General features: G+C 72.3%; 23 protein-coding genes. 17 read left to right on the plus strand and 6 right to left on the minus strand.

The features are described 5' to 3' along the window. Positions 1-29: 29 nt before the first annotated feature. Together HCK04_RS20810 and HCK04_RS20815 are read right to left on the minus strand one after the other, a co-directional pair. Entirely contained in the window at positions 30-1,826 is a 1,797-nt protein-coding gene (locus tag HCK04_RS20810; RefSeq protein WP_142649041.1) for a prolyl oligopeptidase family serine peptidase, read from the minus strand. 359 nt (positions 1,827-2,185) lie between these two features. Further along, entirely contained in the window at positions 2,186-3,016 is an 831-nt protein-coding gene (locus HCK04_RS20815; RefSeq protein ID WP_260617351.1) for a putative RNA methyltransferase, read from the minus strand. 73 nt (positions 3,017-3,089) lie between these two features. Here HCK04_RS20815 and HCK04_RS20820 point away from each other — a divergent pair, with 73 nt between their 5' ends. From HCK04_RS20820 to HCK04_RS20860, 9 genes are all read left to right on the plus strand, one after another. Then, a complete protein-coding gene (locus HCK04_RS20820; RefSeq protein WP_240971635.1) occupies positions 3,090-3,821 on the plus strand; it encodes an MBL fold metallo-hydrolase in 732 nt (243 codons plus the stop codon). 74 nt (positions 3,822-3,895) lie between these two features. Continuing rightward, complete coding sequence (locus HCK04_RS20825) at positions 3,896-4,171, plus strand: DUF1778 domain-containing protein (RefSeq protein WP_260617352.1); 276 nt, start codon at positions 3,896-3,898, stop codon at positions 4,169-4,171. Further along, complete coding sequence (locus tag HCK04_RS20830; protein ID WP_142649043.1) at positions 4,168-4,752, plus strand: GNAT family N-acetyltransferase; 585 nt, start codon at positions 4,168-4,170, stop codon at positions 4,750-4,752. Before HCK04_RS20825 ends, HCK04_RS20830 begins: the two co-directional genes overlap by 4 nt. Positions 4,753-5,125: 373 nt before the next feature. Continuing rightward, positions 5,126-5,557, plus strand: coding sequence for an ester cyclase (locus tag HCK04_RS20835; RefSeq protein WP_142649044.1), 432 nt, complete (start codon positions 5,126-5,128; stop codon positions 5,555-5,557). A 159-nt stretch (positions 5,558-5,716) separates the two neighbouring features. Further along, entirely contained in the window at positions 5,717-6,952 is a 1,236-nt protein-coding gene (locus HCK04_RS20840; RefSeq protein ID WP_168066126.1) for a YbfB/YjiJ family MFS transporter, read from the plus strand. A gap of 53 nt (positions 6,953-7,005) precedes the next feature. Then, positions 7,006-7,986 (plus strand): GlxA family transcriptional regulator, encoded by a 981-nt coding sequence (locus tag HCK04_RS20845; RefSeq protein ID WP_142649046.1) that lies wholly within the window; start codon positions 7,006-7,008, stop codon positions 7,984-7,986. 30 nt (positions 7,987-8,016) lie between these two features. Then, positions 8,017-8,490 (plus strand): NUDIX hydrolase, encoded by a 474-nt coding sequence (locus tag HCK04_RS20850; RefSeq protein WP_142649047.1) that lies wholly within the window; start codon positions 8,017-8,019, stop codon positions 8,488-8,490. Positions 8,491-8,563: 73 nt separating this feature from the next. After that, entirely contained in the window at positions 8,564-8,788 is a 225-nt protein-coding gene (locus HCK04_RS20855; protein ID WP_142649048.1) for a hypothetical protein, read from the plus strand. A gap of 154 nt (positions 8,789-8,942) precedes the next feature. Next, the gene (locus tag HCK04_RS20860; RefSeq protein ID WP_142649049.1) at positions 8,943-11,351 is read left to right on the plus strand and encodes a LuxR C-terminal-related transcriptional regulator; all 2,409 of its coding nucleotides are present in this window, start codon (positions 8,943-8,945) and stop codon (positions 11,349-11,351) included. Here HCK04_RS20860 and HCK04_RS20865 read toward each other — a convergent pair. Both HCK04_RS20865 and HCK04_RS42595 read right to left on the minus strand, forming a co-directional pair. Then, positions 11,314-11,829 carry an ATP-binding protein gene (locus tag HCK04_RS20865; protein WP_142649050.1) on the minus strand — a complete coding sequence of 172 codons (516 nt, stop codon included), beginning with the start codon at positions 11,827-11,829 and terminating at the stop codon, positions 11,314-11,316. The genes HCK04_RS20860 and HCK04_RS20865 overlap by 38 nt on opposite strands. Before the next feature lie 38 nt (positions 11,830-11,867). Next, complete coding sequence (locus HCK04_RS42595; protein WP_142615988.1) at positions 11,868-12,059, minus strand: DUF5999 family protein; 192 nt, start codon at positions 12,057-12,059, stop codon at positions 11,868-11,870. Between the two features lie 468 nt (positions 12,060-12,527). On the opposite strand from HCK04_RS42595, the gene HCK04_RS20875 reads away from it, so the two are divergent. Next, positions 12,528-12,989 (plus strand): PPOX class F420-dependent oxidoreductase, encoded by a 462-nt coding sequence (locus tag HCK04_RS20875; protein ID WP_142649051.1) that lies wholly within the window; start codon positions 12,528-12,530, stop codon positions 12,987-12,989. Between the two features lie 16 nt (positions 12,990-13,005). Then, entirely contained in the window at positions 13,006-13,260 is a 255-nt protein-coding gene (locus HCK04_RS20880) for a hypothetical protein (RefSeq protein WP_205830501.1), read from the plus strand. Here the strand turns inward: HCK04_RS20880 and HCK04_RS20885 are convergent. Continuing rightward, a complete protein-coding gene (locus HCK04_RS20885) occupies positions 13,236-14,063 on the minus strand; it encodes an AraC family transcriptional regulator (protein WP_260617353.1) in 828 nt (275 codons plus the stop codon). The two genes, HCK04_RS20880 and HCK04_RS20885, sit on opposite strands and share 25 nt — an antisense overlap. 66 nt (positions 14,064-14,129) lie before the next feature. Between HCK04_RS20885 and HCK04_RS20890 the strand changes: the two genes are divergently transcribed. Further along, positions 14,130-14,540 carry a DUF2000 domain-containing protein gene (locus HCK04_RS20890; protein WP_142649052.1) on the plus strand — a complete coding sequence of 137 codons (411 nt, stop codon included), beginning with the start codon at positions 14,130-14,132 and terminating at the stop codon, positions 14,538-14,540. On the opposite strand, the gene HCK04_RS20895 is transcribed toward HCK04_RS20890, so the two are convergent. Continuing rightward, positions 14,515-15,177, minus strand: a complete 663-nt coding sequence (locus HCK04_RS20895; protein WP_142649053.1) for a GNAT family protein — start codon at positions 15,175-15,177, stop codon at positions 14,515-14,517. The genes HCK04_RS20890 and HCK04_RS20895 overlap by 26 nt on opposite strands. A gap of 267 nt (positions 15,178-15,444) precedes the next feature. Here HCK04_RS20895 and HCK04_RS20900 point away from each other — a divergent pair, with 267 nt between their 5' ends. The 5 genes from HCK04_RS20900 (at position 15,445) to HCK04_RS20920 (ending at position 22,580) form a co-directional block, all read left to right on the plus strand. Further along, the gene (locus tag HCK04_RS20900) at positions 15,445-16,305 is read left to right on the plus strand and encodes a GNAT family N-acetyltransferase (protein ID WP_142649054.1); all 861 of its coding nucleotides are present in this window, start codon (positions 15,445-15,447) and stop codon (positions 16,303-16,305) included. 359 nt (positions 16,306-16,664) lie between these two features. Next, positions 16,665-18,497, plus strand: a complete 1,833-nt coding sequence (locus tag HCK04_RS20905) for an AMP-binding protein (protein WP_221889949.1) — start codon at positions 16,665-16,667, stop codon at positions 18,495-18,497. 65 nt (positions 18,498-18,562) lie between these two features. Further along, entirely contained in the window at positions 18,563-20,131 is a 1,569-nt protein-coding gene (locus HCK04_RS20910) for an NAD(P)-binding domain-containing protein (RefSeq protein WP_168066128.1), read from the plus strand. Next, positions 20,128-21,210: an alpha-hydroxy acid oxidase gene (locus HCK04_RS20915; protein ID WP_205830502.1), complete on the plus strand. Its 1,083-nt coding sequence runs from the start codon at positions 20,128-20,130 to the stop codon at positions 21,208-21,210. The genes HCK04_RS20910 and HCK04_RS20915 overlap by 4 nt, the downstream gene beginning before the upstream one ends. Then, positions 21,204-22,580: a cytochrome P450 gene (locus HCK04_RS20920; RefSeq protein ID WP_142649055.1), complete on the plus strand. Its 1,377-nt coding sequence runs from the start codon at positions 21,204-21,206 to the stop codon at positions 22,578-22,580. The genes HCK04_RS20915 and HCK04_RS20920 overlap by 7 nt, the downstream gene beginning before the upstream one ends. Positions 22,581-22,673: the final 93 nt, after the last annotated feature.

The raw sequence follows: 22,673 nt of genomic DNA on the forward strand, positions 1-22,673 counted from the left end.
CCGGCCGGCAGAGGTTCGCGGGACAGCCGCTAGGAACGGCCCAGGGTGCGGACGGCGAAGTCGATCGACGCGGCCATCTGGTGCACCCGCTCCTCCACCATCGACGTGCCCGGCCCGGCGCCGCACCGGTGGACGCACGCCTCCCTGCCGTGGTCCGCCAGGGCCCGCACGTAGCGTTCGACCTGCCGCGCCGGGCCGCGCGGGTCGTTCGCGCCCGTGAGGATCAGCAGCGGCGCCTGCACCATGTCGGCGTAGGTGATCGGGGAGGACGCGGCGTATCGCTCGGGCACCTCGGCCGGGGAGCCGCCCAGCAGCGCCCGGTGGGCCGCGCGCAGGCATTCGGCCTCGTCCTCGTACGCCGCCGCGTGGTCGGCGATCGGCATGGCGGCGATCCCCGCCGCCCACGACTTCGGCTGGGTGCCGAGCGCCAGCAGGGTCAGGTAACCGCCCCACGCCCGGCCGGCGAGCACGAGACGGTCGGGGTCGGCGATGCCGCGCTCCACCGCCCACTCGCGTACCGCCGCCACGTCGGCCAGCTCGATGTGGCCGATGTCGCCGCGCAGGGCGTCGCGCCAGGCCGAGCCGTACCCGGCCGAACCCCGGTGGTTCACCCTGATCACCGCGAAGCCGCTGTCGACCCATGCCGCGACCTGCGGCCGGAACGAGTCGTCGTCCTGGCCGCCCGGGCCGCCGCCGAACCCCGGCAGCGTGCTGCGCAGGAGGAACACCGTGGGGTAGGGCGCGGCCACCCGCTCCGGCCGGGAGACGAGGGCGTGGATGCGCCCGCCGGGGCCCTCCACGTCGATGTCCTCCAGCGGCACGGACGGCGGCGGCGTGCGCCCGGGGCTGAAGACCACGTGGCCGTTGCTCGACTTGACGACCGGCGGGTGGGCGGCGCTCGACCAGGCGTACTCGACGGTGCCGTCGGGGCGCGGCGCGGCCGCCTCGATCACCCCGTGCGGGCTCTCGATCGGGGTGAGGCCGCCTCCGGCGAGGTCGTAGCGGAGCAGTTCGGTGCGTCCCCGCTGGGTGTGGATGATGAGCAGCGCCCGGCCGTCGTCGTACCAGTCCGCGGAGATCTCGCCGCGCACCCGCAGCCAGATCTCCCGCTGCTCGCCGGTGACCGGGTCCCACACGAGCGGTTCGCGGCGGCCCCGGCGCTCGTGCAGGACGAGCAGGCGCCGGTCGCCGGGGACGGGGGCGAACCTGCCGCCGGTCACACCGCGGCCCGGCCCGTCGTTCAGCTCGGCGACCGTCGAGCCGTTCGCCCTGATCACCCGCAGGGCGGGGTGCATGACGTCGCCGTGCTCGCTGTGGTTGACGGCGATGAGCGAGCCGTCGAGCGACATGTCCGCGACCGCGGCGTACTCGTCGTGGCGATACAGCGTGACCGGCTCGCTTCCCGGCCTGGCCAGCAGGATCTCGAAGCCGTCCCGGGAGGAGCGGCCGACGGCCGCGGCGCCGTCGGAGGCGAGCGCGAGGCCGCAGGGGTGGCCGGGCGGCATGGCCAGGGGCACGTCCGGGCCGCCGTGGAACGGCTGGCGCGACCACACACCGAACCCATCGTCATAACCGTCGGTGTCGCCGGGTGTGTCGCCGAACCACCAGATCCACTGGCCGGTGGGGTCGATCGCGCCATGGCGGGTGCCGTGGGGGTGGTCGGTGACCTGGCGGGTCTGGCCGCTCGCCCGGTCCCAGGCGTAGATCTCCCAGGAGCCCGAGGCGTTGCCGCGATAGACGGCCCGCTGCGGCGCCTGGCGCGCCCACGTGGGCAGGGTCACGCGGGGTGCCCGGAACCTGGCCTGCCAGCGTTCCTCGGCCTTCATGCCGGCCCTCCCCTGCGCTTCTACGGGGTCGGGTTCAGTATGTCCCGCCAGACGCGACAATGCCTGACAAACAGGTGATGTCGGGCCACAAGTTCGGCGGTGTGCCCCTCAGGACAGGTCCAGCCCGGCGAGCTGGGCGCGGCTCGCCACGTCGAGCTTCGGAAACGGCGGTCACCCCCGCGATCCGCGCCATCCGTGCCATCGCACCATCCCACCAGGGGCGTGGCGATCCTGCGCGCGTGACCGGTGCCGCGTGGTCAGGACGTGGCGGTCCTGTGGGTGAAGGAGCGGGTGATGATCCAGCGGGTGAGGGTTCAGCGGGTGAGGGTTCAGCGGGTGAGGGTTCAGCGGGTGAGGGTTCAGCGGGTGACGGCCCAGCGGGTGATGTGGAAGGACGCGGTCACCGGCACCGGGTCGGGCAGCCCGCCGATCTTCGCGGCCAGCTCCTCCGGGCGGGTGTGCCAGGCGCTCGGGCCCATCCCGACCACCGCCTCGATCTCCTCGTGGCCGAGGGAGAGCGCGATCTCCTGGGTCTCCTCCGCGACGCGGGTGAACCGGCCGCCCAGGGCGTCGTCCAGGCGGCGGTCCTTGTCCTCGTCCACGTTGAGCAGGCCGAGCCGTTCGACGAGCGGGCTCAGGTGGCCGGGGCCGGGCGTGACGACGACCAGCGTGCCGCCCGGCCGCAGCACCCGGGCGAACTCCTCCGCGTTGCGCGGCGCGAAGACGTTGAGCAGCACGTCGACGCGGTCGTCGGCGACGGGGATCGGCCGCCACACGTCCGCCACCACGGCGCCGATGCGGGGATGCACGCGGGCGGCCCGCTTCAGCGCGTGCTTGGACACGTCGAGCGCGATGCCCACGGCGGCGTCGCCGAGCGCCGCGGCCAGGTAGTAGCCGGTGCCCGCGCCGGCGTCGGCCACCACGGCGGCGCCCTCGCACAGCCGGGCGAGGCGGCCGGCCAGCGGGGCGTAGTGGCCCGCCTCCAGGAAGCGCGCCCGCGCGGCCACCATGGCGGGCGTGTCGGCCGTGCCGGCCGGGCGGGTCAGCATGTTCACGTATCCCTGGCGCGCCACGTCGAAGGAGTGGCCGTGTGCGCATCTGACCGACCCCTCGGCCAGGTGGATCGCCGTACGGCAGGCCGGGCAGACGAGGTGGTCGATGACGTCGGCGAGCACCCGTCCATCATCCACCCCGAGCGGAGTGCGAACCGGCGGCAAGCCGGCTTTCCCAGGGGAGACCGACATCGGCCTCTATGGTGGTGCGATGTCGCACCATGAGCCGAGAATCGTGTCCGGTGCCGAGATCGTGCCGCTCTGCGATGCCGTGGGGCCGATGAAGGATCCGGTCCGCAAACCGCTGCCCGAGATGTTCGCCGGTGCCGCGTTCGCGCCCGACGAGGAGTGGGTGCTGCACTTCCACTGCTACCTGGTGCGGGCGGCGGGCCGTACGGTCCTGGTGGACACCGGGATCGGCGGCGCGGACTCGCCCGCGACCTGGGCGCCGCTGCCCGGCCGCCTGACCGAGGAGCTGGCCGCCGCCGGGACCGCGCCGGAGGACGTGGACGTCGTGGTGCTCACCCACCTGCACAGCGACCACATGGGCGGCGCGGTGGCGGGTGGCGCGCCCGTCTTCCCGAACGCCCGCCACATCGTGCAGCGAGCGGAGGTCGAGTGGGCCTCAGCCCCGGTGCGCGAGCTGATCCTCGATCCCCTGCGGGACCTGCTCGACGTCGCCGACGGCGACGTGGAAGCCGCGCCCGGCGTCCGGGTGCTGCACGCCCCCGGGCACACGCCCGGCCACCAGTGCGTCGAGGCGGGCGACGTCGTCATGAGCGGCGACGTCCTGCACCACCCCGTGCAGCTCGCCGATCCCACGATCCGTTACGTGTACGACGAGGACCCCGGCCTCGCCGTACGGACGCGCACGGACGTCCTCGCCCGAGCCGCCGTCCTCGCCCCCGCCCACTTCCCCGACCCCTTCGTGTACGTGAAGTAATCATCCGATCGCTCTTCGCTCATCTTCTTGTCAAGCTCTTGGTTATGGCTGCACAACGTACGTACGCTCTAATCGTGGGTGCCAAGGAGGAGCGCATCAACCTGCGCGTGGATGCGGAGACCAAGCGGCTGCTGGAGAACGCGAGCGAGGCTGCCGGGGACACCGTCTCCTCATTCGTCCTCGGTGCGGCTACCACGGCCGCCCGCGAGTTGCTGGCGGACCGGACGGTTTTCCGGCTTGATGAGGAGCAGTGGCAGGCCTTTGACGCGGCCCTGTCCCGGGAGTCCCGTGACGTGCCGGGGCTCGCCGAGCTCATGAGGGCTCCGACGATCCTGGACGAAGGCCCGTGAAGCTGTCTCAGGTTGCCCCCGCCACCAGGGACGACGACCTCGACGGCTTCGACTGTGGTTCTCCCGCCCAGAGTGAGTGGCTGACGCGCCATGCGCTACAGGCGCACGCGAGCGGGGGATGTCGCGTCTATGTCGTCCGCGACATCGGTTCTGGCAAGGTGGTGGGTTACTACGCGCTCGCGGCCGGGAGCGTCAGGCTCGGCGAGGCTCCTGCGCGGCTGCTCAAGGGGGCCGGTCGTCACGCACAACCCGTGGTGATCCTGGCCAGGCTGGGAGTGGACAGAGCCGCACAGGGCATTGGGCTCGGACGGGCGCTCGTGGTGGACGCTCTCCGGAGAGTGGTGCGGGTCGCAGATCAGATCGGTGTGCGAGCCATGCTCATCCACTGTGAGAGCGAGACGGCGCGGGCCTTCTATCTGCGGCTCGCCGCGTTCGAGCAGAGCCCGAGCGACCCGCTGCACCTCCTGCTGCTGATGAAGGACCTGCGACGGGCAGTTCCCGGCGGTGCGTGGGATGACGTGCCGGGGACGATCCCCGGCTGCACGGTGGCGGTTGACGTGGAGAACGGCCGCGACAGTTGACGCGGGCGGGCTTTGGTGAGGCGGGGGCCGGGACGGCGGGGGTGCGCGGAGCGGCGCGGCGGCGGGCGCGATAGCGGATCACCTGTACGGCCCCGAGCAGCCAGATCGGATACTGCACGGCGAACGCCCAGCGGAAGTCGTTCTGCAGGTCCATGACGATCCCGACGAGCGCGATCAGGGACATCGAGGCGGCGAAAACCACCGCCGTTGACGATGCCGGTCGCCACGCCGATGTGCTCGGCCGGGTTGAAGGTGCGGGCGTAGTCGAAGCCGACCAGCACCCTCCCGGCGACGGTCTCCGGGAGGCCGGTGGCGTTGATTTTCCTCCTTGTTTGTCGGCATTTCGATACGCTTGTCCGGAGAGGGGGCTCCGATGTCCGACGTCGTGAACCGCATGATCGCCGCGATGAACGACCATGACATCGACGCCGTGTTGCGGTGCTTCACGCTGGACGCGGTGGTGGTCGGGCCGGAGTTCGAGGCGGGGAACCCGAATGAGATCGCTTCCTACTTCCTGCAGATCTGGGAGGGATTTCCGGATCTGCGGCTCCTGCTCTGGGGGAGGGTCGGCCACGGTGACGCGCTGGCGACGGAGCTGCTGGCCACGGGGACCCATCGGGGGCCCTACCTGATCGCCGACGGCCAGGTCCTGGAGCCGACGGGACGCTTCACCTCTCTGCGCGTCTCCTGGTTCTGGCACATAGCGAACGACCTCATCGTCAGCCAGCGCTACTACTACGACCAGCTGGAGCTCTACACGCAGCTCGGGCTGCGCATGCCGCTGACCTTCGACCCGACCGCCTGACGGGTCTTCTCCCGCACGGACCCCGGCGAGCGTATGTGCGGGCGCATGCCCCTATGGCCGGATCCGAGGGATGCGTGTCCCATACGGCGGCGATGGATCGCCCGGCCGGGCGCATTGATGCCAGGTGATTCCTGCACCCGTTCATCAGGAGGACATGGCATGCGTCCTGTCGATTCCCCCGGCGTCGTCGCCGGATCCCCCGCGCCCGTCGGCGCGTCACCCGCCCGGCAGGCCCTCACCGCGCTCGGCCTGGCCGCGGGACCGGTCGTCGCGCTCGGCTTCACCCGCTTCGCCTACGCGCTGCTGCTCCCCGCCATGCACGAGCGGCTGCACTGGTCGTACGCGCAGGCGGGCGGCATGAACACGGCCAACGCGCTGGGCTACATCATCGGTGCGGGCACGGCCGCCTTCTGGGCGCGGCGGCTCGGCAACCGCGCCGCGTTCCTGTGGGGGCTCGTGGTGAGCGCGCTGTCCCTGTGCGCGACGGCGGCCACGGCGGACTTCCCCGTGCTGCTCGCCCTGCGCTTCGCCGGGGGATTCACCACTGCGGTCGCGTTCGTGGTCGGTTCCGCTCTCGCCTCACGTGTCGCGACCGGCGCCGGCCGCGGCCGTGCGGCGCTGCCGGTCGCGATCTACATGGCGGGCGTCGGCGCGGGCGTGGTGGTCTCCGGGCTTGTCGTGCCGGCCGCGCTGTCGGCCGGGCAGGACGCGGGCTGGCGGCTCGGCTGGCTGCTCATGGGCCTCGCCTCGGTCGCCGCCCTGCTGCCCGCCTGGCTCGGCGCCCGCGCGGTCGCGGAGCCCACCGGCCCGCACGCGGCCATGCTCACCGCAGGTCAGGTGCGCCGCCTCACCCCCACACTGGTCTGGTACGTGCTGTTCGGCGCCGGATACGTCAGTTACATGACGTTCGCGGTCGCACTGCTGCGCACCCAGGGACTGGGCTCCTCGATCGTCTCCGTGTTCTTCGTCGTGCTCGGCGCGGCCTCGGCGGTCGCCACGCTGACGGTGTGGAGCCACCTCGCGGGACGGCTGCGCGGCGGGCGCGCCCCCGCCCTCGTCGCCGCGCTGGTCTTCCTCGGTGTGCTGCCCGTGCTGCTCATGAGCCCCGGATCGGCCGCCGCGCTGCTGTCGGCCGTCGTCTTCGGCGCGAGCTTCATGGCCGGTCCCACGGCCGCCACCGTGATCGCCCGGCGGATGCTCCCCGCGTACGGCTGGACGGCGGGCATCGCGGTGCTGACCGTGGCCTTCTCGCTCGGCCAGGCCGCCGGGCCCCTGGTGTCGGGGTTGCTGTCCGACGGCCAGGGCGGCATCGCCCGGGGCCTGTGGCTGTCGGCGGTCCTGCTCGTCCTCGCCGCCGTCGCCGCCCTGTTCCAGCGCGAGCACACCCCGTCCTGACCGGCTCTCCGGCGGGGTCGGCGATGCGGAAGGGGGTGGCGCAGACTGGACGCATGGGCGTCCGGACGCGGGCGGGTCACTGCGTGGTCGTCGTCGTGTACGACGGCGTCCGGCTGCTGGACGTGACCGGCCCCCTGGAGGTGTTCACCGTCGCCAACGAGCACGGGGCGACGTACCGGCTGCGGACGGCCTCCCCGGGCGGGCGGGACATCAGGACCAGCGGCGGCGTCCGGCTCGGCGCCGACCTGGCGCTGGAGGACCTGGGCGGGGAGTCTCCCGACGTGCTGCTCGTGCCGGGCAGCCCGGACGTCGCGGCCACCGAAGGCGACCCGGTGCTGCTCGACCAGATCCGCCGGCTGTCGGAGCGGGCCGGGTGCACGGCGTCGGTGTGCGCCGGGGCGTTCGTCCTCGCGGCGGCCGGGATCCTCGACGGACGCCGGGCGGCCACCCACTGGGACCTGGCCGACCGCCTGGCGCTCAGCTATCCCCGTGTGACGGTCGACCCGGACGCCATCTTCGTCCGGGACGGCCGCGTGATCACCTCGGCGGGGGTGACGTCCGGAATCGACCTGGCGCTGGGTCTGGTCGAGGAGGACTACGGCCCCGGCCTGGCCCGGACGGTCGCCAAGCACATGGTGGTGTTCATGCAGCGGCCGGGCGGCCAGTCGCAGTTCAGCGTGCGGTTGCGTTCCGGCGGCACGGGCGGCGGGACCCTGCGGCAGGTGCTCGACGCGGTGACCGTCGACCCGGCCGCGGATCACGGGCTGACCGCGATGGCCGCCCGGGCGGGGCTGAGCGTCCGCCAGCTCACCCGGCTGTTCAAGGGGGAGACGGGCATGACCCCCGCCCGGTACGTCGAGCTCGTGAGGGTCGAGACGGCGCGGGGCCTGCTGGAGGCAGGGAACGACCCGCTCGACGTGGTCGCGCGGCATGCCGGGTTCGGCACGCCCGAGACCATGCGGCGGGCGTTCGTCCGGGAGATCGGCGTGCCGCCCGCCGCATATCGGTCGCGTTTCCGCACCACCGGCGCGTAGCTAGGCTCGGGGCATGAGATCGGAGCTGCGATGATCCCGGCGGACGCCTTCTACGCGGGGCTGTTCAAGGTGGCCGCCGCTGCGGCCGGTTTCCTCACCGACTCCTCCGGGCGGGTCCTGCTCGTGAAGCCCGGCTATCGCGACCACTGGGGCTGGCCGGGGGGCCACATCGACGAGGGCGAGTCGCCCGAGGCGGCCTGTGGCCGCGAGCTGGCCGAGGAGCTGGGCCTCACCCGGCAGGTGGGCCGCCTCCTCGTGGTCCAGTGGGTGCCGCCGCTGGACGACCGGCCGATCCCCCTGGTCCACTTCCTGTTCGACTGCGGCACGTTCGAAGACGGCACAGGCGTCGTCCTCCAGGAGGAGGAGCTGGACGACTACGGGTTCTTCACGGCGGAGCAGGCCGCCACCCTCATGCCGGCCTACCTGGTGGCGCGGCTGAGGGCCGCGCAGCGGGCCCGCGCGACCGGCGAGACCGTCTATCTCCCTGTCACCGTCGCCGAATAGTTTGCCGTCCCCGTGGAATGGGGTGGACGAACACGCCACGGTGAACGCGCGTGACGCGACGGGACGGTGAGGCATGGACGATCCGGAGCTCAAGAAGGAGCTCGAAGAGCTGGAGGCCCAGATCGAGCGCCTGCGCAGGGAGACCGTGCAGATGCGCGAGGAGATCGGGCAGAGCTGGGACGCGCCCACGGATCCGGCGGAAAGGGCCACCCTGCTGACCAACGTCGAGCAGCAGGAGGCGCTCATCGACGACCTGGAGCTCAGGCGCGAGCAGATCCTGCGGCGGATGAAGGGCTGAGCCCGCCGCCCGGGCGCCCCACCCGGCGAAGGGCGGGGCGTACGCCCCGACGAGCGGGCAGAGCACGGCCTGACCTGCGTTTGTACGCTGGTATGTGCCACGACGTGGTGGTTTGTGCCAGGACGACGGGGGCGGCGTGGGCGTCATGACCGCGATGCGAACGAGAGTTGCCAGGGGGGAACTGGACGGGCTGCCCGCGGAGGTGACCAGCTTCGTGGGGCGGCGCCACGAGCTGGCCGAGCTCAAACGCCTGATAGGGATCTCGCACGTGGTCACGCTGATCGGCGCGGGCGGGGTGGGGAAGACCCGCCTCGCGCTGCGGGTGGCCGAGGAGGTACGCAGGACCTTCCCCGGCGGCGTGCGGTTCATCGAACTGGCCGCGCTCGAAGATCCGGATCTTCTGGTGCAGGCCGTGGCCGAGGCGCTGCCGGTCAACGAGCACTCGACCCGGTCGCCGCTCGACGCGCTGATCGAACGCCTGCGGGGCAGGCAGACCCTGATCGTGCTCGACAACTGCGAGCACCTCCTCGCCCAGTGCGCGGTGCTCGTGGACACGCTGGTCCGCGCGCTTCCCGAGCTCCGGATCCTCGCCACGAGCAGGCAGGCGCTGGGCATCGCCGGCGAGCAGATCGTGGAGCTGTCGCCGCTCTCGACGCCCACCCCGGACGGCGACTCGGCGGTGCCGCTCGCCGAGTCGGACGCGGTCAGGCTGTTCGCCGAGCGGGCCGCGGCGGTCGTCCCCGGGTTCGAGGTGACCGAGGAGAACGAGGACGCGGTGGCCGAGATCTGCCGCCGGCTCGACGGCCTGCCCCTGGCGATCGAGATGGCGGCCGTACGGCTGCGCGCCCTGTCGGTGCGGCAGGTGCTGGAGCGGCTGGACGACCGGTTCCGGCTGCTCACCGGGGGTTCGCGGGCCGCGCTGCCCCGGCAGCGTACGCTGCGGGCGCTGTTCGAGTGGAGCTACGACCTGTGCACCGAGCAGGAACGGCTGATGTGGCAGCGGGTCTCGGTCTTCGCCGGCTGCCTCGACCTGGAGGCGGCCGAGCAGGTGTGCGCCGGCGACGGGATCGCCCGCGAGGACGTGCTCGAACTCATCGCGGGCCTGGTCGACAAGTCGGTCCTGCTCCGCAGGGAGTCCGACGGCATGGTCCGCTACTGCCTACTCGACACCGTGCGGCAGTTCGGCCGGGAACGGCTGGCCGAGTCCGGCGGGGAGGCGACGCTGCACCGGCGCCACCGCGACTACTACCGGAAGATCACCTCGCGGGCCTGGGCGGAGCTGTTCAGCGCCGCCCAGCAATCGTGGGTGGAACGTCTCCAGCGCGACCACGCCAACCTGCGCAAGGCCCTGGACTGGTCGCTGCGCGAGCCGGGAGAGGCCGAGACGGGCCTGGCGATGACCGCCGAACTGCTCTACCACTGGAGCGGCTACCACCTGTCGGAGGGGGCGGGCTGGTTCGACCGGAGCCTGGCCGCCGCGACCGAACCCGGCGAGGTGCGCGCCCACGCGCTGTGGGCGGGCGCCTGGATCTCCCTGCTGAGGGGCGACTACACCACCACGCTCGCCCGGCTGGATGAGGCCGCGTCGATCGCCGAGCGGCTCGGGCTGCGGGTGACGCTCGGCTACATCGCGTTCCTGTACGGCATGGCGGCCGTGTCCGGGGGCGACCTGGAAAGCGGCATGCGGCGATATGAGGAGGCGGAGGCCATCCACCGCGCCGCCGGCAACCCCATCGGCCTCGCGCTGGCACTCAACCGGCTCGCCCTGGCCAACGCGTTCCTCGGCCGTCCGGCCGCCCGTGATCTCGCCGAGGAATGCGTGGCCCTCTGCGACCTGCACGGCGAGGTCTGGCACCGGGCGTACGCGCTGCTGGCGCTGGCGATCGACGCCTGGCACCGCGGCGACGTGCGCGCGGCCTGCGCGATCGACAACGAGAGCCTGCGCTATAACACGGCGATGGGCGACCAGCTCGGCATGGGCATGAACCTGGAGGCCCACGCCTGGTTCGCCGCGGGTGAGCAGAAGTACGAGCGGGCGGCCCGGATGCTCGGCGTCGTACAGACCTGCTGGCAGGCCGTCGGGGCGCGGCTGGCGGAGTTCCGCCACATGAGCCGATATCACGACGAGTGCGAGGCGGTGACCCGGGAGGCGCTGGGCGAGCGCGCCTTCCAGGCCGAGTTCTCCCGGGGCGCGGCCCTGACGAGGGAAGAGGCCCTGGAATACGCGTTGCTCGAACGAGCGCCCGCCGCCGCGCGGGGGCCCGCGCCGTTCGAGGGCCGGATCGCGCCGCTGACGCGCAGAGAGACGGAGATCGCGCACCTTGTCGCCGAGGGACTGAGCAACAAGGACATCGCGGGGAGACTGGTGATCTCTCAGCGCACCGCGGAAGGCCACATCGAGCACATCCTCGACAAGCTGGGGTTCAAGTCGCGCGCCCAGGTCGCCGCCTGGGTGAAGGAAAGACTGAGCGAGGGCGCGGACGGCCAGGTCGCGGACGGTGCCGCAGGCCCGAAGACCGGGCCGGTCAGTGGAGGGCGTAAGCCGGCAGCTCGAACCAAGTGATCTTGCCCTGGCGGGTGCGCTCCGCGCCCCAGCAGCAGGCCAGCGTGTCCATCAGCCGCAGTCCGCGCCCGTGCTCCTCGCCCGAGGAGGGCTGGGCCATCTGGGGCATCGTGCCGTCGGTGTCCTCCACCTCGCAGCGCAGCAGCCCCTCGACGGCCGACAGCCGTACGACGAGGTCACCGCAGCAGGTGTGGCAGACCACGTTGGTGACCAGCTCGGTCACGAGGAGCTGGGTCACGTCGGACAGGTCCTCCATGCCCCAGGTGGTGAGGCGCTCGTGGACCAGCCGCCGGGCCAGCCCGGCGGAGGTGACGTCGGCGGGCAGTCGCCAGGACGCCGTCTCCACGTCGGGCTCCTCCACAAGCCGGATCGCGAGGTCGCCCACCCGCTTCCGCAGCGCGTCCCAGCGGTGCCGGATCGCGGAGTGCCGGTGCTGCCGGGCGGTCTGCGTCTCGCCGCTCTGCGCTGACGGTGACACGGATGACAACGAATCGTCCTGAACAGGAGTGAGCAGACTCATGCGGCACACCCCAAAGAAGCGCGAGCCGGGATGCTGCGACCATCCGGCATGAGCTCACCGCTGTCGTCGAAGAGCACCACGCCGTTGCAGAGCAGGCCCCATCCCTGCTCCGGGTGGAAAGCGATCAGACAGGCCGCGTCGCGGTCAGGTGCGTCCGCTGACGGGCACTGCGGGTGGTGCTGGCACATGATCGGTCCCCTGACTCTCATGCACTCTTTAGGACGTTTTCAGACTGCCCTCTTGTGCCTTGGTGCGAGGAGGGGGAAAACACCCGTATCGATACCTGTTCGCGACATACGTACGTAGTGGGTGCTAGTCGGGTAGAGGACAGGTAAAGAGCCACGGGTCCCTCACTCGTCCAGGGAGATCGGGTCCTTTGCCCGGTCAACGGACGCCTCGGACGCCCCACGGCCCGGGTTCTCCGTGGCCGGCGCCTGGTTCTCGGCCTCCGGCTCCTGCTCGGCGGCGTCACCTGCCTGGTGGAGCGGAGCCCCGCCTCCGGACGGTCACTAAAGTGACGGGCATGAATGAGCGGAGCGGATCAAATGGGCACGACATGCCGCTCCGCATCGGAGGCGAGGAGAGCGCATGAGTGAGCGGAGCGAGAGGCACGGCGCCTGGCTCATGCCACTCCGAGCCGGAGGCGAGGAGACAGCATGAGTCCGAGGATCGCGACCGCAGAGAAGGTTTCCCGTGAGGAGCTGCTCGACTTCATCCGGGGTCGCCACCGGGCGATCCTGATCACGACGAAGCGTGACGGCGGTCCCCAGGCGTCTCCGGTGACGTGCGGAGTCGACGCCGAGGGCCGCATCGTCGTGTCCACCTACCCCGAGCGCGCCAAGACCCGCAACGCCCGCCGTGACCCGCGCACGAGCGTCGTGGTGCTGTCGGAGGACTTCGACGGGCCGTGGGTGCAGGTGGACGGCACCGCCGAGGTGCTCGACCTGCCGGAGGCCCTGGAGCCGCTGGTCGAGTATTACCGCTCGATCTCCGGCGAGCACCCCGACTGGGAGGAGTATCGCGCGGCGATGGTCCGCCAGGGCAAGTCGCTGGTGCGGATCACCCCGACGTCCTGGGGCCCGGTGGCCACCGGCGGGTTCCCGCCGCGCCTGGCGTGACCCATCGCACCGGCCTGTGAGCCGCGCGTGCCTGTGGCCCTTGTACGCCGCCGGGTTCACCACCGCCTTCGGCGCGCACGGCATCGCGGCCGGTCTCGGCGTGGCCGGTGACGGCGCGGGAGCGTCCCCGCTCCGGCCCGGCCTGCTGCTCGCCCTGTATGACGGCGCCGAGGTCGTGCTCGAACCGGCGTTCGGCACGCCGGCCGACCGGATCGGCCCGCGCCCGGTGCTCAAGGGCGGCGTGGATCAGGCCGCCGCGGCCGCCTGGTAGTTACCCGGGCTTATGCCATAACAGTGGACGAACCAGCGGGTGAGGTGGCTCTGGTCGGCGAACCCCGCCTCGGCCGCCGCGTCGCTCAGTGAACGGCCCTGCGCGATCAGCCGCCGGGCCGTACGCAACCGGAGCAGGCGCTGGTAGTCGCTGGGCGCCATGCCGTACACGGCACGGAAGGCGCGATAGACCGCGAACCTGCTGCGCCCGGTCACGGCGGCGAGGTCGTCGGCGGTGACGTCGGCGAGCGGGGCGTCCTGGAGGTGGCCGCGCACCCGCTCGGCGATGCGGCGGGCGTCCGCGGAGGTGGCCTCCCGAGCCCGCACCGGCCGGGTGGCGGCACGCCGGACGATCGAGGAGACGACGGCGGTCAGCAACTCGTCGCGGCGGAGGGCGCCGGCGCCCCCGAGCAGGGCCCTGTGCAGCGCCCGGAGCCCGGCCGCGAGCGCCGGGTCGCGTACGACGGGGTGGGGGAACAACGGCGGGCCCGTCTCCCGCCCGGCCACGTCGCCCAGCACGCCGGTGACCAGCTCGGGCCCGATGTGGACGATCCGATAGGTGAACCCGAGGGCGTCGGCGGCGTGCCCGTCGTGCGGGTCGTCCGGGTTGAACGCCATGACCATGCCCGTCACGCTCGTGTGCGCGGCTCCACGGCAGGTGAACGCCTGGTGGCCCTCCTCGGTGACGCCGAAGGAATAGGTCTCGTGGCTGTGCCGGTGATAGACGTGCTGCGCGAAGTGGGCGTGCATGGCTTCCAGCGACCGGTCGGGAGAGCGCCAGTAGCGGGACCAATCCTGTGCCACCCCACCATTGTGCGGGGCGCACGAGCGTACAAGACCGCCCGGGTGCGTGCGGGCAGGCTGGGGCGCATGCGTTTCGACACCAAGATCGGGATCGTGGTCCGGGAGGACCTCGCCGTGTGGCAGAAGCTGAACGTGACGGCGTTCCTGGCGAGCGCGGTCGCGGGGGGAGCCCCCGAGGTGATCGGGGAGCGGTACGAGGACGGCTCGGGCACCTCTTATCTGCCGATGTTCCGCCAGCCCGTGCTCGTCTACGCCGCCGACCCCGCCGGGCTGGCCCGCGTGCGCGCCCGTGCCGTCGAACGCGGGCTCGCCGCGGCCGTCTACATCGAGGAGATGTTCAAGACCGGCAACGACGTGGACAACCGCGCCGCCGTACGGGCCGTCACGGCCGAGGAGATGCCGCTCGTCGGGCTGGCCGTCTACGGTCCCAGGAACGCCGTGGACAAGACGCTCAAGGGGCTCCCCCTGCATCCGTGATCCCCTCCGCGACTCCGAACAGGGGGAGGCAGGGTGCGAGGTTGTGGATCTCGAACCCGTCCGGCGTCCTCCACTCGTCGCGTGACAGGCGCACCCGCTGCTGGACGACGGCCTCGCCCCTGCGGTTGAAGACCCCGATCCCGTCCTCCCGATAGCCGAGCTTGCGGGAGACCGCCAGCGAGGCGGCGTTGTCGGCGAAGGCGGACGACCGGGCGTACCGCGCGCCGAGCCCGGCGAAGGCGAGGTGCAGGACGGCCGCGCGCATCTCGGTGCCGATGCCCTTGCCGTGGAAGCGCCTGCCGAGCCACGAGCCGGTGGCGACCTCCCGGGTGACGGCGAAGTCGACGGCCCGCATCTCCTGTACGCCGACCACCTGGCTCTCCCATACCGTCACGAACGAGCACGCCCAGTGGCCGGGAGACCAGGTGCCCCACTGCCGGAAGTGGACCTGGACGGTGGAGCGGGCGCGTTCGTGCGGCGGGGCGTCCGTCCACGGCTCGCCGAACGGCATCTCGCCCGAGTCGTGCACCCCCTCGGCGGCCCGATCGGCGAGCGCGTCCAGGTCGTCGAGGCCGGGCAGGCGCAGCTCCAGCCGTGGGGTGGTCAGTCGTAGTGCCAGGAGCGGCCAGTGTCGCATGGCACGATCGTGACAAGATCGGCCGCCCGCTGGACAGCGGTTTTTGCCGAAATAATCGGTTTCCGCCGGTCCGGGGGTGCGGCTAGTCTCTGGTGCCGCCCTGAGCGCCGGGGCCGACGAGCCCGGCGCCGACCAAGAGCGCCGACCAAGAGCGCCGACCAAGAGCGCCGACCAAGAGCGCCGACCAAGAGCGCCGACCAAGAACGCGGACGGAGAACGCGGACGAAGAACGAAGAACGCGGACAGAAACCGGGGACGAGAAACCGCATGCCCGACCCGCTCAACACGCCGGCCGCCGAGCTTCCCGTACGCCGGCTCGGACCCGGGGACCTGGATCGATGCGTCGCCCTGAGCGTGGACAGGCACTGGGCCCCGGAGGAGCGCAAGTGGCTGTTCCTCCTGGAGAACGCCGAGGTCTACGCGATCGACGCCCCTTCGGGAGATCTCGCGGGCACGGTCACGCTCACCCGATATGGCACGACAGCGGCGGGCATCGGCATGATGCTCGTCGCCACGCGGTATGGCGGACGCGGGCTGGGCCGCCGGCTGATGACGCACGTGCTCGACACGGCCGGTGACGCGACCGTCTTCCTCTGGGCCACCGAGTTCGGCCGGCCGCTGTACGAGAAGCTCGGCTTCGAGACCGTGGGCGTGACCGAGGCGCGCGTGGGGCGCCTGCGCGTCGGGGACGACCCCGTACGGACGAGGCCGGCCGACCTCGACGCCGATCTCGGCGCCCTGCTGGCGCTCGACGGGGAGGTCTTCGGCGCCGACCGGGCCGAACTTCTGACGCGGTTGTTCGCCTTCGCCGAGGAGGTAAGGGTCACCGAGGACGAGACGGGGCTCACCGGTTACGCCGTGTCGTGGCGCAACGGCGGCACCCTGTTCATCGGGCCGGTGGTCGTCGACGACGAGGAGGCCGCCCACGCGCTCGTGATCGACCTCGCACGCCGGGCCGACGGGCTGGTGCGGATCGACGCCGACCGCTCCCGGCCGAGCCTGCTGCGCCGGCTCGGCGAGCGGGGCCTTTCAGAGGCGTTCTCGACGTCCTTCATGGTCCGCGGCGGCAGGCCGATGCCCGGCGACCGGGCCCGCATGTTCGCCCCGATGATGCTCGCGATGGGCTGACCTCGGTCGATCCTCATCGGGCCGCTCCGATCGGGCCGCTCCGATCGCCGTTCCGGCCGGGCTGCTCCCGCCGCCGCCTCCGGGAAGCCGCTCCCACGGAGCCGCTTCCCCTGGTTGCTCTCGCCGGGCCGCCCCCACCTGGGCCGTTGCCAGCGGGCGGCGCGGGCGCGACGCGGCCCTGGTCTGGGAGGCTCTGATCCGGGCGGCTCTGGTCTGGGCGGCTCTGGTCTGGGCGGCTCTGATCCGGCTCTGATCTGGGCCGCCTACCGTCGCGACAGCCGGTGGCACACCGGCGCCCGCGCCGCGGCGGGTCGTGTCGTCGCCGCGGGCGGGTGCCTCGCGAGACGAAGGAGCCGGACGTGAACGATCCCGTCATCCACGCCCCGCACCCGGAACGCGCCGAGCCGCGCATTGCGCCACCCACCGCGCCGCACACCCTGCCGCACACCGCACCACCCACCGCGCCGCAGGCCCTGCCGCACACCGCGCCGCAGGCCCTGCCGCACACTGCGCCGGACGCCGGGCCCCGCACTGCGTCACTTGCTGCGCCGGACGCCGGGCCCCGCGCTGCGTCACTTGCTGCGCCGGACGCCGGGCCCCGCACTGCGTCACTTACTGCGCCGGATGCCGTGCCGGATGCCGTGCCGCCGGACTCCGGTGGGCCGTACGAGCAGGCCGCGGATGCCTTCCCGCACCTGCTGCTGGAGGCGCTGCGCGGCGCGCCCGGCACCCCCGCCTTCGAACATGGCGACAGGATCGTCTCCCGGGGCGAGCTGCTGGACCTCATCGGACGCATGGCCGGTGCGATGCGCGAGGCGGGGCTCGGCCCCGGCACGGGCGTCGCGATCCGCACCGGGCTGTCACCGGAGGCGTTCGCCGCCCAGACGGCCGCGCACGTGCTGGGCTGCCGCGTCGTCAGCGTACGGCCCGGGTATACGCCCGGGCAGCTCGCCGACGTCCTCGGCGTGGGCGTTGACGCGGTGATCCTTGATCGATCGACGGCGACGCCGGACCTGCTCCACGCCGCCGGACCGGCCACGGTGCTGTCGCTGGGGCCCGTTCCCGGCGCAGAAGACCTGGTGGCTCATCCCGGCGACGGCCGCTTCCCCGGCGTGACGGCACGCCCGGACGACGTGGCCCTGCTGACCTTCACCAGCGGCAGCACGGGCCGGCCGAAGGGCTGCGTGCTCACCTATCGGGCCATGGCGGCGCACTGGTCCAGTTATCGCGGCTGGTCGTCGATCGCGCCCGGTTTCGCGGAGTCCTTCGAGCGCTACCTGCTGTTCGGCACCCTGTCGAGCCTGGTGGTGCTGGAGTTCCTGGCGCCGTGCCTGCTGTCCGGCGGCACCGCGGTGATCCCCGAGGAGGACGGCCGTCCCCTGTTCCCGTACGCGATCGAGCGGCACCGGATCACCGGCGCGATCGTGACCGTGCCCCGGGTGTGCCAGATGCTCGACCTGCTCCGCGAGGAGCGGGTGGACGTCGGCAGCCTGCGCGCGCTGACGGTCTCGGGGTCGCCCTTCAGCCCGCACCGGCTGCTGGAGGCGCTCGACCGGCTGGGCCCGGTCGTCCATGTCGCGTACGGCGCGACCGAGGCCGGGATCATCTCCCTGCTCACGCCAGGGGAAGGCCGCGACGCGCTCACCTCGGTCGGCCGCCCGCACCCCAGCGTGGAGATCAGCGTGCGCGACGAGGAGGGCCGCCCGGTCGGCACGGGACGCCCCGGCGAGATCCACGTGCGCAGTCCCTTCCTGATGGCGGGCTACTGGAACCTGCCGGAGGAGACCGGCGACGTGCTGCGGGACGGCTGGCTGCGCACCCGCGATCTCGGGCATCTCGACGAGACCGGCCTGCTGCACCTGGCCGGCCGCACCAGAGACGTGATCATGGTGAACGCGATCGTCGTCTACGCCGGTCCCATCGAGAAGGTGCTGGCCGGTCACCCCGACGTGGCCGAGGCGTACGTGACCGGCGCGCCGGACGAGCGGACCGGGGAGGCCGTCCACGCGTTCGTCGTGCCCGCTCCGGGCCGCGCCCCGGACCACGCCGCCCTGACGGAGCTGGTGCGCGCCGAGCTCGGCGCCGACAGCGTGCCCCGGACGATCACGACGGTGTCCTCCGTGCCGGTCGCGCCGAGCGGAAAACCGGACAAGCGTGCCCTGCTGGAGCGGCATCTGTCGTCTGCGCTCTGATCCGTCTCTGAGAATCACCCGCCAACACTGGTGAAACTTCAAGCACCCCAGTGAGGGAGGCGTCAGTGCCGGACAACATCCTGGACTACCTGGTGATCGGTGCCGGACCGGCGGGCCTGCAGATGGGCCACTTCCTGCACCGGGCGGGGCGCAGCTACCGGATTCTCGAGGCGGCGCCCGAGCCCGGCGCGTTCTTCCGGACCTTTCCCCGCCATCGCACGCTCATCTCCGTCAACAAGAAGTACACCGGATGGGACGACCCGGAGCTCAACCTCCGGATGGACTGGAACTCGCTGCTGTCGGACGACCCCCGTCTCCTGTTCACGCACTACAGCGACCGGTATTTCCCCGCCGCCGAGGACCTCCTCCGCTATCTGGAGGACTTCGCCGCCTTCCACGGCCTGCACGTCACGTACGACGCCCGGGTCGCGGAGATCACGCGCCCGGACGCCGCGGGGCCGTTCACGGTGACCGACGAGCACGGCCGGACCTACCGGGCGCGGCGGGTGATCGTCGCGACGGGGGTCACCCGGCCCAACGTCCCGCCCATCCCCGGCATCGAGACGGCCGAGCCGTACGGCACGCACTCGACCGACCCCGCGAACTACACGAACCTGCGGGTGCTGATCATCGGCAAGGGCAACTCGGCCTTCGAGACCGCCGACAACCTCGTCGAGACGGCCGCGGTCATCCACGTGGCCGGGCCGCGCTCGGTGCGCCTGGCCTGGCGGACCCACTTCGTGGGTCACCTGCGCGCGTTCAACGCCAACTTCCTCGACACCTATCAGCTCAAGTTGCAGAACGCCGTGCTGGACGGCGACGTCAGGCGCATCGAGCGCCGGGCCGACGGCTCCTACCTGGTCACGGTGGCCTTCGTCCGGGCCGACGAGGTCACCAAGAACATCCCGTACGACAAGGTGATCGTCTGCACCGGATTCCGGTTCGACGCCGCCATCTTCTCGCCCGAGTGCCGTCCCGAGCTGACGATCGGGGACCGGTTCCCCGCGCTGACTCCGGCGTACGAGTCGGTCAACGTGCCCGGTCTCCACTTCGCCGGCACGCTCACCCAGTCGCTCGACTTCAAGCGCGGCACCAACGCGTTCATCCACGGTTTCCGCTACGGCGTGCGCGCCCTGCACCGCTTGCTGGAGCACCGGAATCACGGCGTTCCCTGGCCGGGCCGCGACCTGCCCGCCGACCCGGACGCCCTCGCGGCGGCCGTGCTCGAACGGGTCAACCGCAGCTCGGCGCTGTGGCAGCAGTTCGGAGTGCTCGCCGACATGATCGTCCCGGACGGGAACGGCGGCATGCGCTACCTGGAGGAGCTGCCGCTCGACCTGCAGGGCCCGCCGCTCGGCGACGCGGGCCACTACGCGATCACCCTGGAGTACGGCCCGCACCATGACAAGATCGACCCCTTCGACATCAGCGTGGGGCGGATCAGGCAGAGCGACGCGGAGCGGGCGGACGAGGGCCATTACCTCCACCCGGTCGTACGCCGCTACAGAGGCGGCGTGGTGGAGGCCGTCCACCACGTGACCGAGAACCTGGAGAACGACTGGACCTCGGAAGAGGTGCACCTGCGCCCGCTCCGGGACTTCTTCCAGCGTCAGAGCCTCCCTGTTTCGGTGTGACGGCCGTGCTGGCGACGATCCGGGACTTCGAGGCGGCGGCCCGCGCCCGGCTGGACCCCGCCCACTACGACTATTTCGCCGGTGGGGCCGGCGACGAGGTCACGGTGAAGGCCAACGAGGCGGCGTTCGCCCGGCTCGGGCTGCTGCCGCGTGTCCTGCGCGGCGCGGGAACCCCGCAGATCGGGGTCACCCTGCTGGGCAGCCGCATGGCCATGCCGGTGCTGGTGGCGCCGACCGCGTTCCACCGGCTCGCCGACCCGGAGGGGGAGAAGGCCACGGCCCGCGCGGTGGCCGCCGCGGAGACCATCATGATCGTGAGCATGGCCGCCACGGTCGCGGTCGAGGACGTCGCGGCGGCGGCGCCGGGCGCCACCCTGTGGTTCCAGCTCTACGTGCAGCCTGACATGGCGTTCACCGAGGCGATCGTCCGGCGCGCCGAGAAGGCCGGCTGCGCGGCGCTGGTCGTCACCGTGGACTCGCCCGCCCGGGGACGCCGGGACCAGGACGTACGCAACGGCTTCGACGACCTGCCCGAGGGCATGCACTGCGAGAACCTGCGCGACGGCGACGGCGACCACGATGCTGACGGTGACGGCGACCGGGGCCCGGTGCGGCCGATCGTCATGTCACCGGCGATCTCCTGGGAGCATGTCGATCTGCTGCGGCGGATGACCCGGCTGCCGATCGTGCTCAAGGGCGTCACGCATCCCGCCGACGCGCGCCTCGCCCTCGACCACGGCGTCTCGGCGCTGTACGTCTCCAACCACGGCGGACGGCAGCTCGACACCGTTCCCGCCACCGTCGATCTGCTGCCGGAGATCGTGGCCGCCGTCGGCGGGGCCGTCCCGGTGCTGGTGGACGGCGGGATCCGGCGCGGCACCGACGTGGTCAAGGCGCTGGCGCTGGGCGCGTCCGCCGTCGCGGTCGGCCGTCCGGTGATCTGGGGCCTGGCGGCGGGCGGCGAGTGCGGCGTGGCCCGCGTGCTCGAAATGCTGCGGGACGAGGTCGAGCACGCGCTCACCCTGTGCGGCCTCGCCTCGGTCCGTGACCTCGAACCGGGATTGGTGCGGCGATGCTGACGGCGGTGTGGGTGGCCGCGGCCGTCGTGGTCGTGATCAGCCTGCCCCGGTGGCTGCCCGGGCGGGTCGTCGCGCTGCGCGGCTGGGTGTTCACGAGGATCAACGGCGAGGAGAGCATCACGGTGCCCGGCGACCTCGTCGGCGTCGACCGGTTCAGGGAGGTCTACTCCCATCCGGCCGCCTCCGGCCGGAGCGAGGGCGCCGCCCTGTCGGACCTGTTCTGGTATTGGCTGTCGCCGGGGCCCGAGATGCACCAGGAGCACCTGGAGGCCGGGGAGCGGTACGACGCCGTCGCCCTCGCCACGCGCCGCATCCTGTCCGTGCCGCGGGCGCGGGTGGAGGAGCTGACCCGATCGTGCGTCGTACGGGCACTGGAGGGTGGGCGCGGGGACAGACGTCGGGTGGTCCGGCTGCGCGACCTGATGATGCCGGTCTGGGCGGAGTTCTCCTACGAGCTCGTCTTCGGCGAGCCGTGCCCGCCGCATGCCCGTGATCTCATCGTCGGCAACGCGGACGACGTCGTGACCGCGCTCAAGTGCTGCGGCCTGCGGCACATGGACCGGCGCGACCGGCTGACCGCCTATCTCGTCGAGTCGCTGCCCCGCGTGAAACACGAGCTGCCCGCGGGCCTGACCACCCGGGAGTGCGCGCTGTATCTCCAGGGCGCCTTCTTCAACACGGCCGTCGTGCAGATGTCGGAGGCCACGGCCCATGTGCTGATGGCGCTCGCCCGGCACCCGGACGTACAGGCCAGGGCGCGGGCCGGAGACGACCGCTACCTCGACCAGGTGATCGCGGAGACGCTGCGGCTCTATCCGCTCTTCGGCATCGCCCACCGGATCACCACAGGCGACATCCCCCTCGGCGAGGACGTCGTCATCCCGGCCGGTTCGGTGCTGTGCTTCGACTACCCCGCCTTCCACCGCGCGGGCTTCCCCGACCCCGGGCGTTTCGATCCCGGCCGCTTCGCCCCCGGGCACGCCCCGGTCAGGGAGCTCAACCACATCCCGTTCGGCATGCCGGCGAACCGTCCCTGCCCGGCGTGGCGGCTCGCGCCGCTCGCCCTGCGGGTCGCGGTCCGGGAGATCCTGCGGGCGTACGAGCTCGACTCCACCGCCGCGCACACCCGGTCGCTGCCCAACCGGGGACCGTGCCTGCTCACCCCCCTGGATCCAGCAGGCTCGGCGGCGGCGCGGCACGGGCCGGGACGCCGCCTGACGCTGCTGTACATGCGGCTCAAGGACGGCTGGGAGGACGTCTGGCGCAGCCTGGTCCAGCTCGTCCTCGGCACGTACATGGTGTGGGACGCGCGGCGGCTGCGGCTGTGCGAGCGCCACTTCTCCGGCCACGCCCGTACCGAGGGCACGTAGACGACCCGCCGATCTCCGGCTCCGGTCAAGATCTCAGGCCCCGCCGGATCTCCGGCTCCGGCCCGCCGATTTCAGGCCCCGAACGAGTCACAG

Source organism: Microbispora sp. CL1-1, from assembly GCF_012034195.1.
GTDB lineage: Bacteria > Actinomycetota > Actinomycetes > Streptosporangiales > Streptosporangiaceae > Microbispora.

Bases quoted from the DNA above. Each gene is read 5' to 3' on its own strand.
- HCK04_RS20860 (WP_142649049.1), top strand. From the start codon at position 8,943: ATGCGAACGAGAGTTGCCAGGGGGGAACTGGACGGGCTGCCCGCGGAG.
- HCK04_RS20875 (WP_142649051.1), top strand. From the start codon at position 12,528: ATGAGTCCGAGGATCGCGACCGCAGAGAAGGTTTCCCGTGAGGAGCTG.
- HCK04_RS20855 (WP_142649048.1), top strand. From the start codon at position 8,564: ATGGACGATCCGGAGCTCAAGAAGGAGCTCGAAGAGCTGGAGGCCCAG.
- HCK04_RS42595 (WP_142615988.1), bottom strand. From the start codon at position 12,059: ATGTGCCAGCACCACCCGCAGTGCCCGTCAGCGGACGCACCTGACCGC.
- HCK04_RS20835 (WP_142649044.1), top strand. From the start codon at position 5,126: ATGTCCGACGTCGTGAACCGCATGATCGCCGCGATGAACGACCATGAC.
- HCK04_RS20845 (WP_142649046.1), top strand. From the start codon at position 7,006: ATGGGCGTCCGGACGCGGGCGGGTCACTGCGTGGTCGTCGTCGTGTAC.
- HCK04_RS20850 (WP_142649047.1), top strand. From the start codon at position 8,017: ATGATCCCGGCGGACGCCTTCTACGCGGGGCTGTTCAAGGTGGCCGCC.
- HCK04_RS20920 (WP_142649055.1), top strand. From the start codon at position 21,204: ATGCTGACGGCGGTGTGGGTGGCCGCGGCCGTCGTGGTCGTGATCAGC.
- HCK04_RS20890 (WP_142649052.1), top strand. From the start codon at position 14,130: ATGCGTTTCGACACCAAGATCGGGATCGTGGTCCGGGAGGACCTCGCC.
- HCK04_RS20810 (WP_142649041.1), bottom strand. From the start codon at position 1,826: ATGAAGGCCGAGGAACGCTGGCAGGCCAGGTTCCGGGCACCCCGCGTG.
- HCK04_RS20820 (WP_240971635.1), top strand. From the start codon at position 3,090: ATGTCGCACCATGAGCCGAGAATCGTGTCCGGTGCCGAGATCGTGCCG.
- HCK04_RS20840 (WP_168066126.1), top strand. From the start codon at position 5,717: ATGCGTCCTGTCGATTCCCCCGGCGTCGTCGCCGGATCCCCCGCGCCC.
- HCK04_RS20895 (WP_142649053.1), bottom strand. From the start codon at position 15,177: ATGCGACACTGGCCGCTCCTGGCACTACGACTGACCACCCCACGGCTG.
- HCK04_RS20900 (WP_142649054.1), top strand. From the start codon at position 15,445: ATGCCCGACCCGCTCAACACGCCGGCCGCCGAGCTTCCCGTACGCCGG.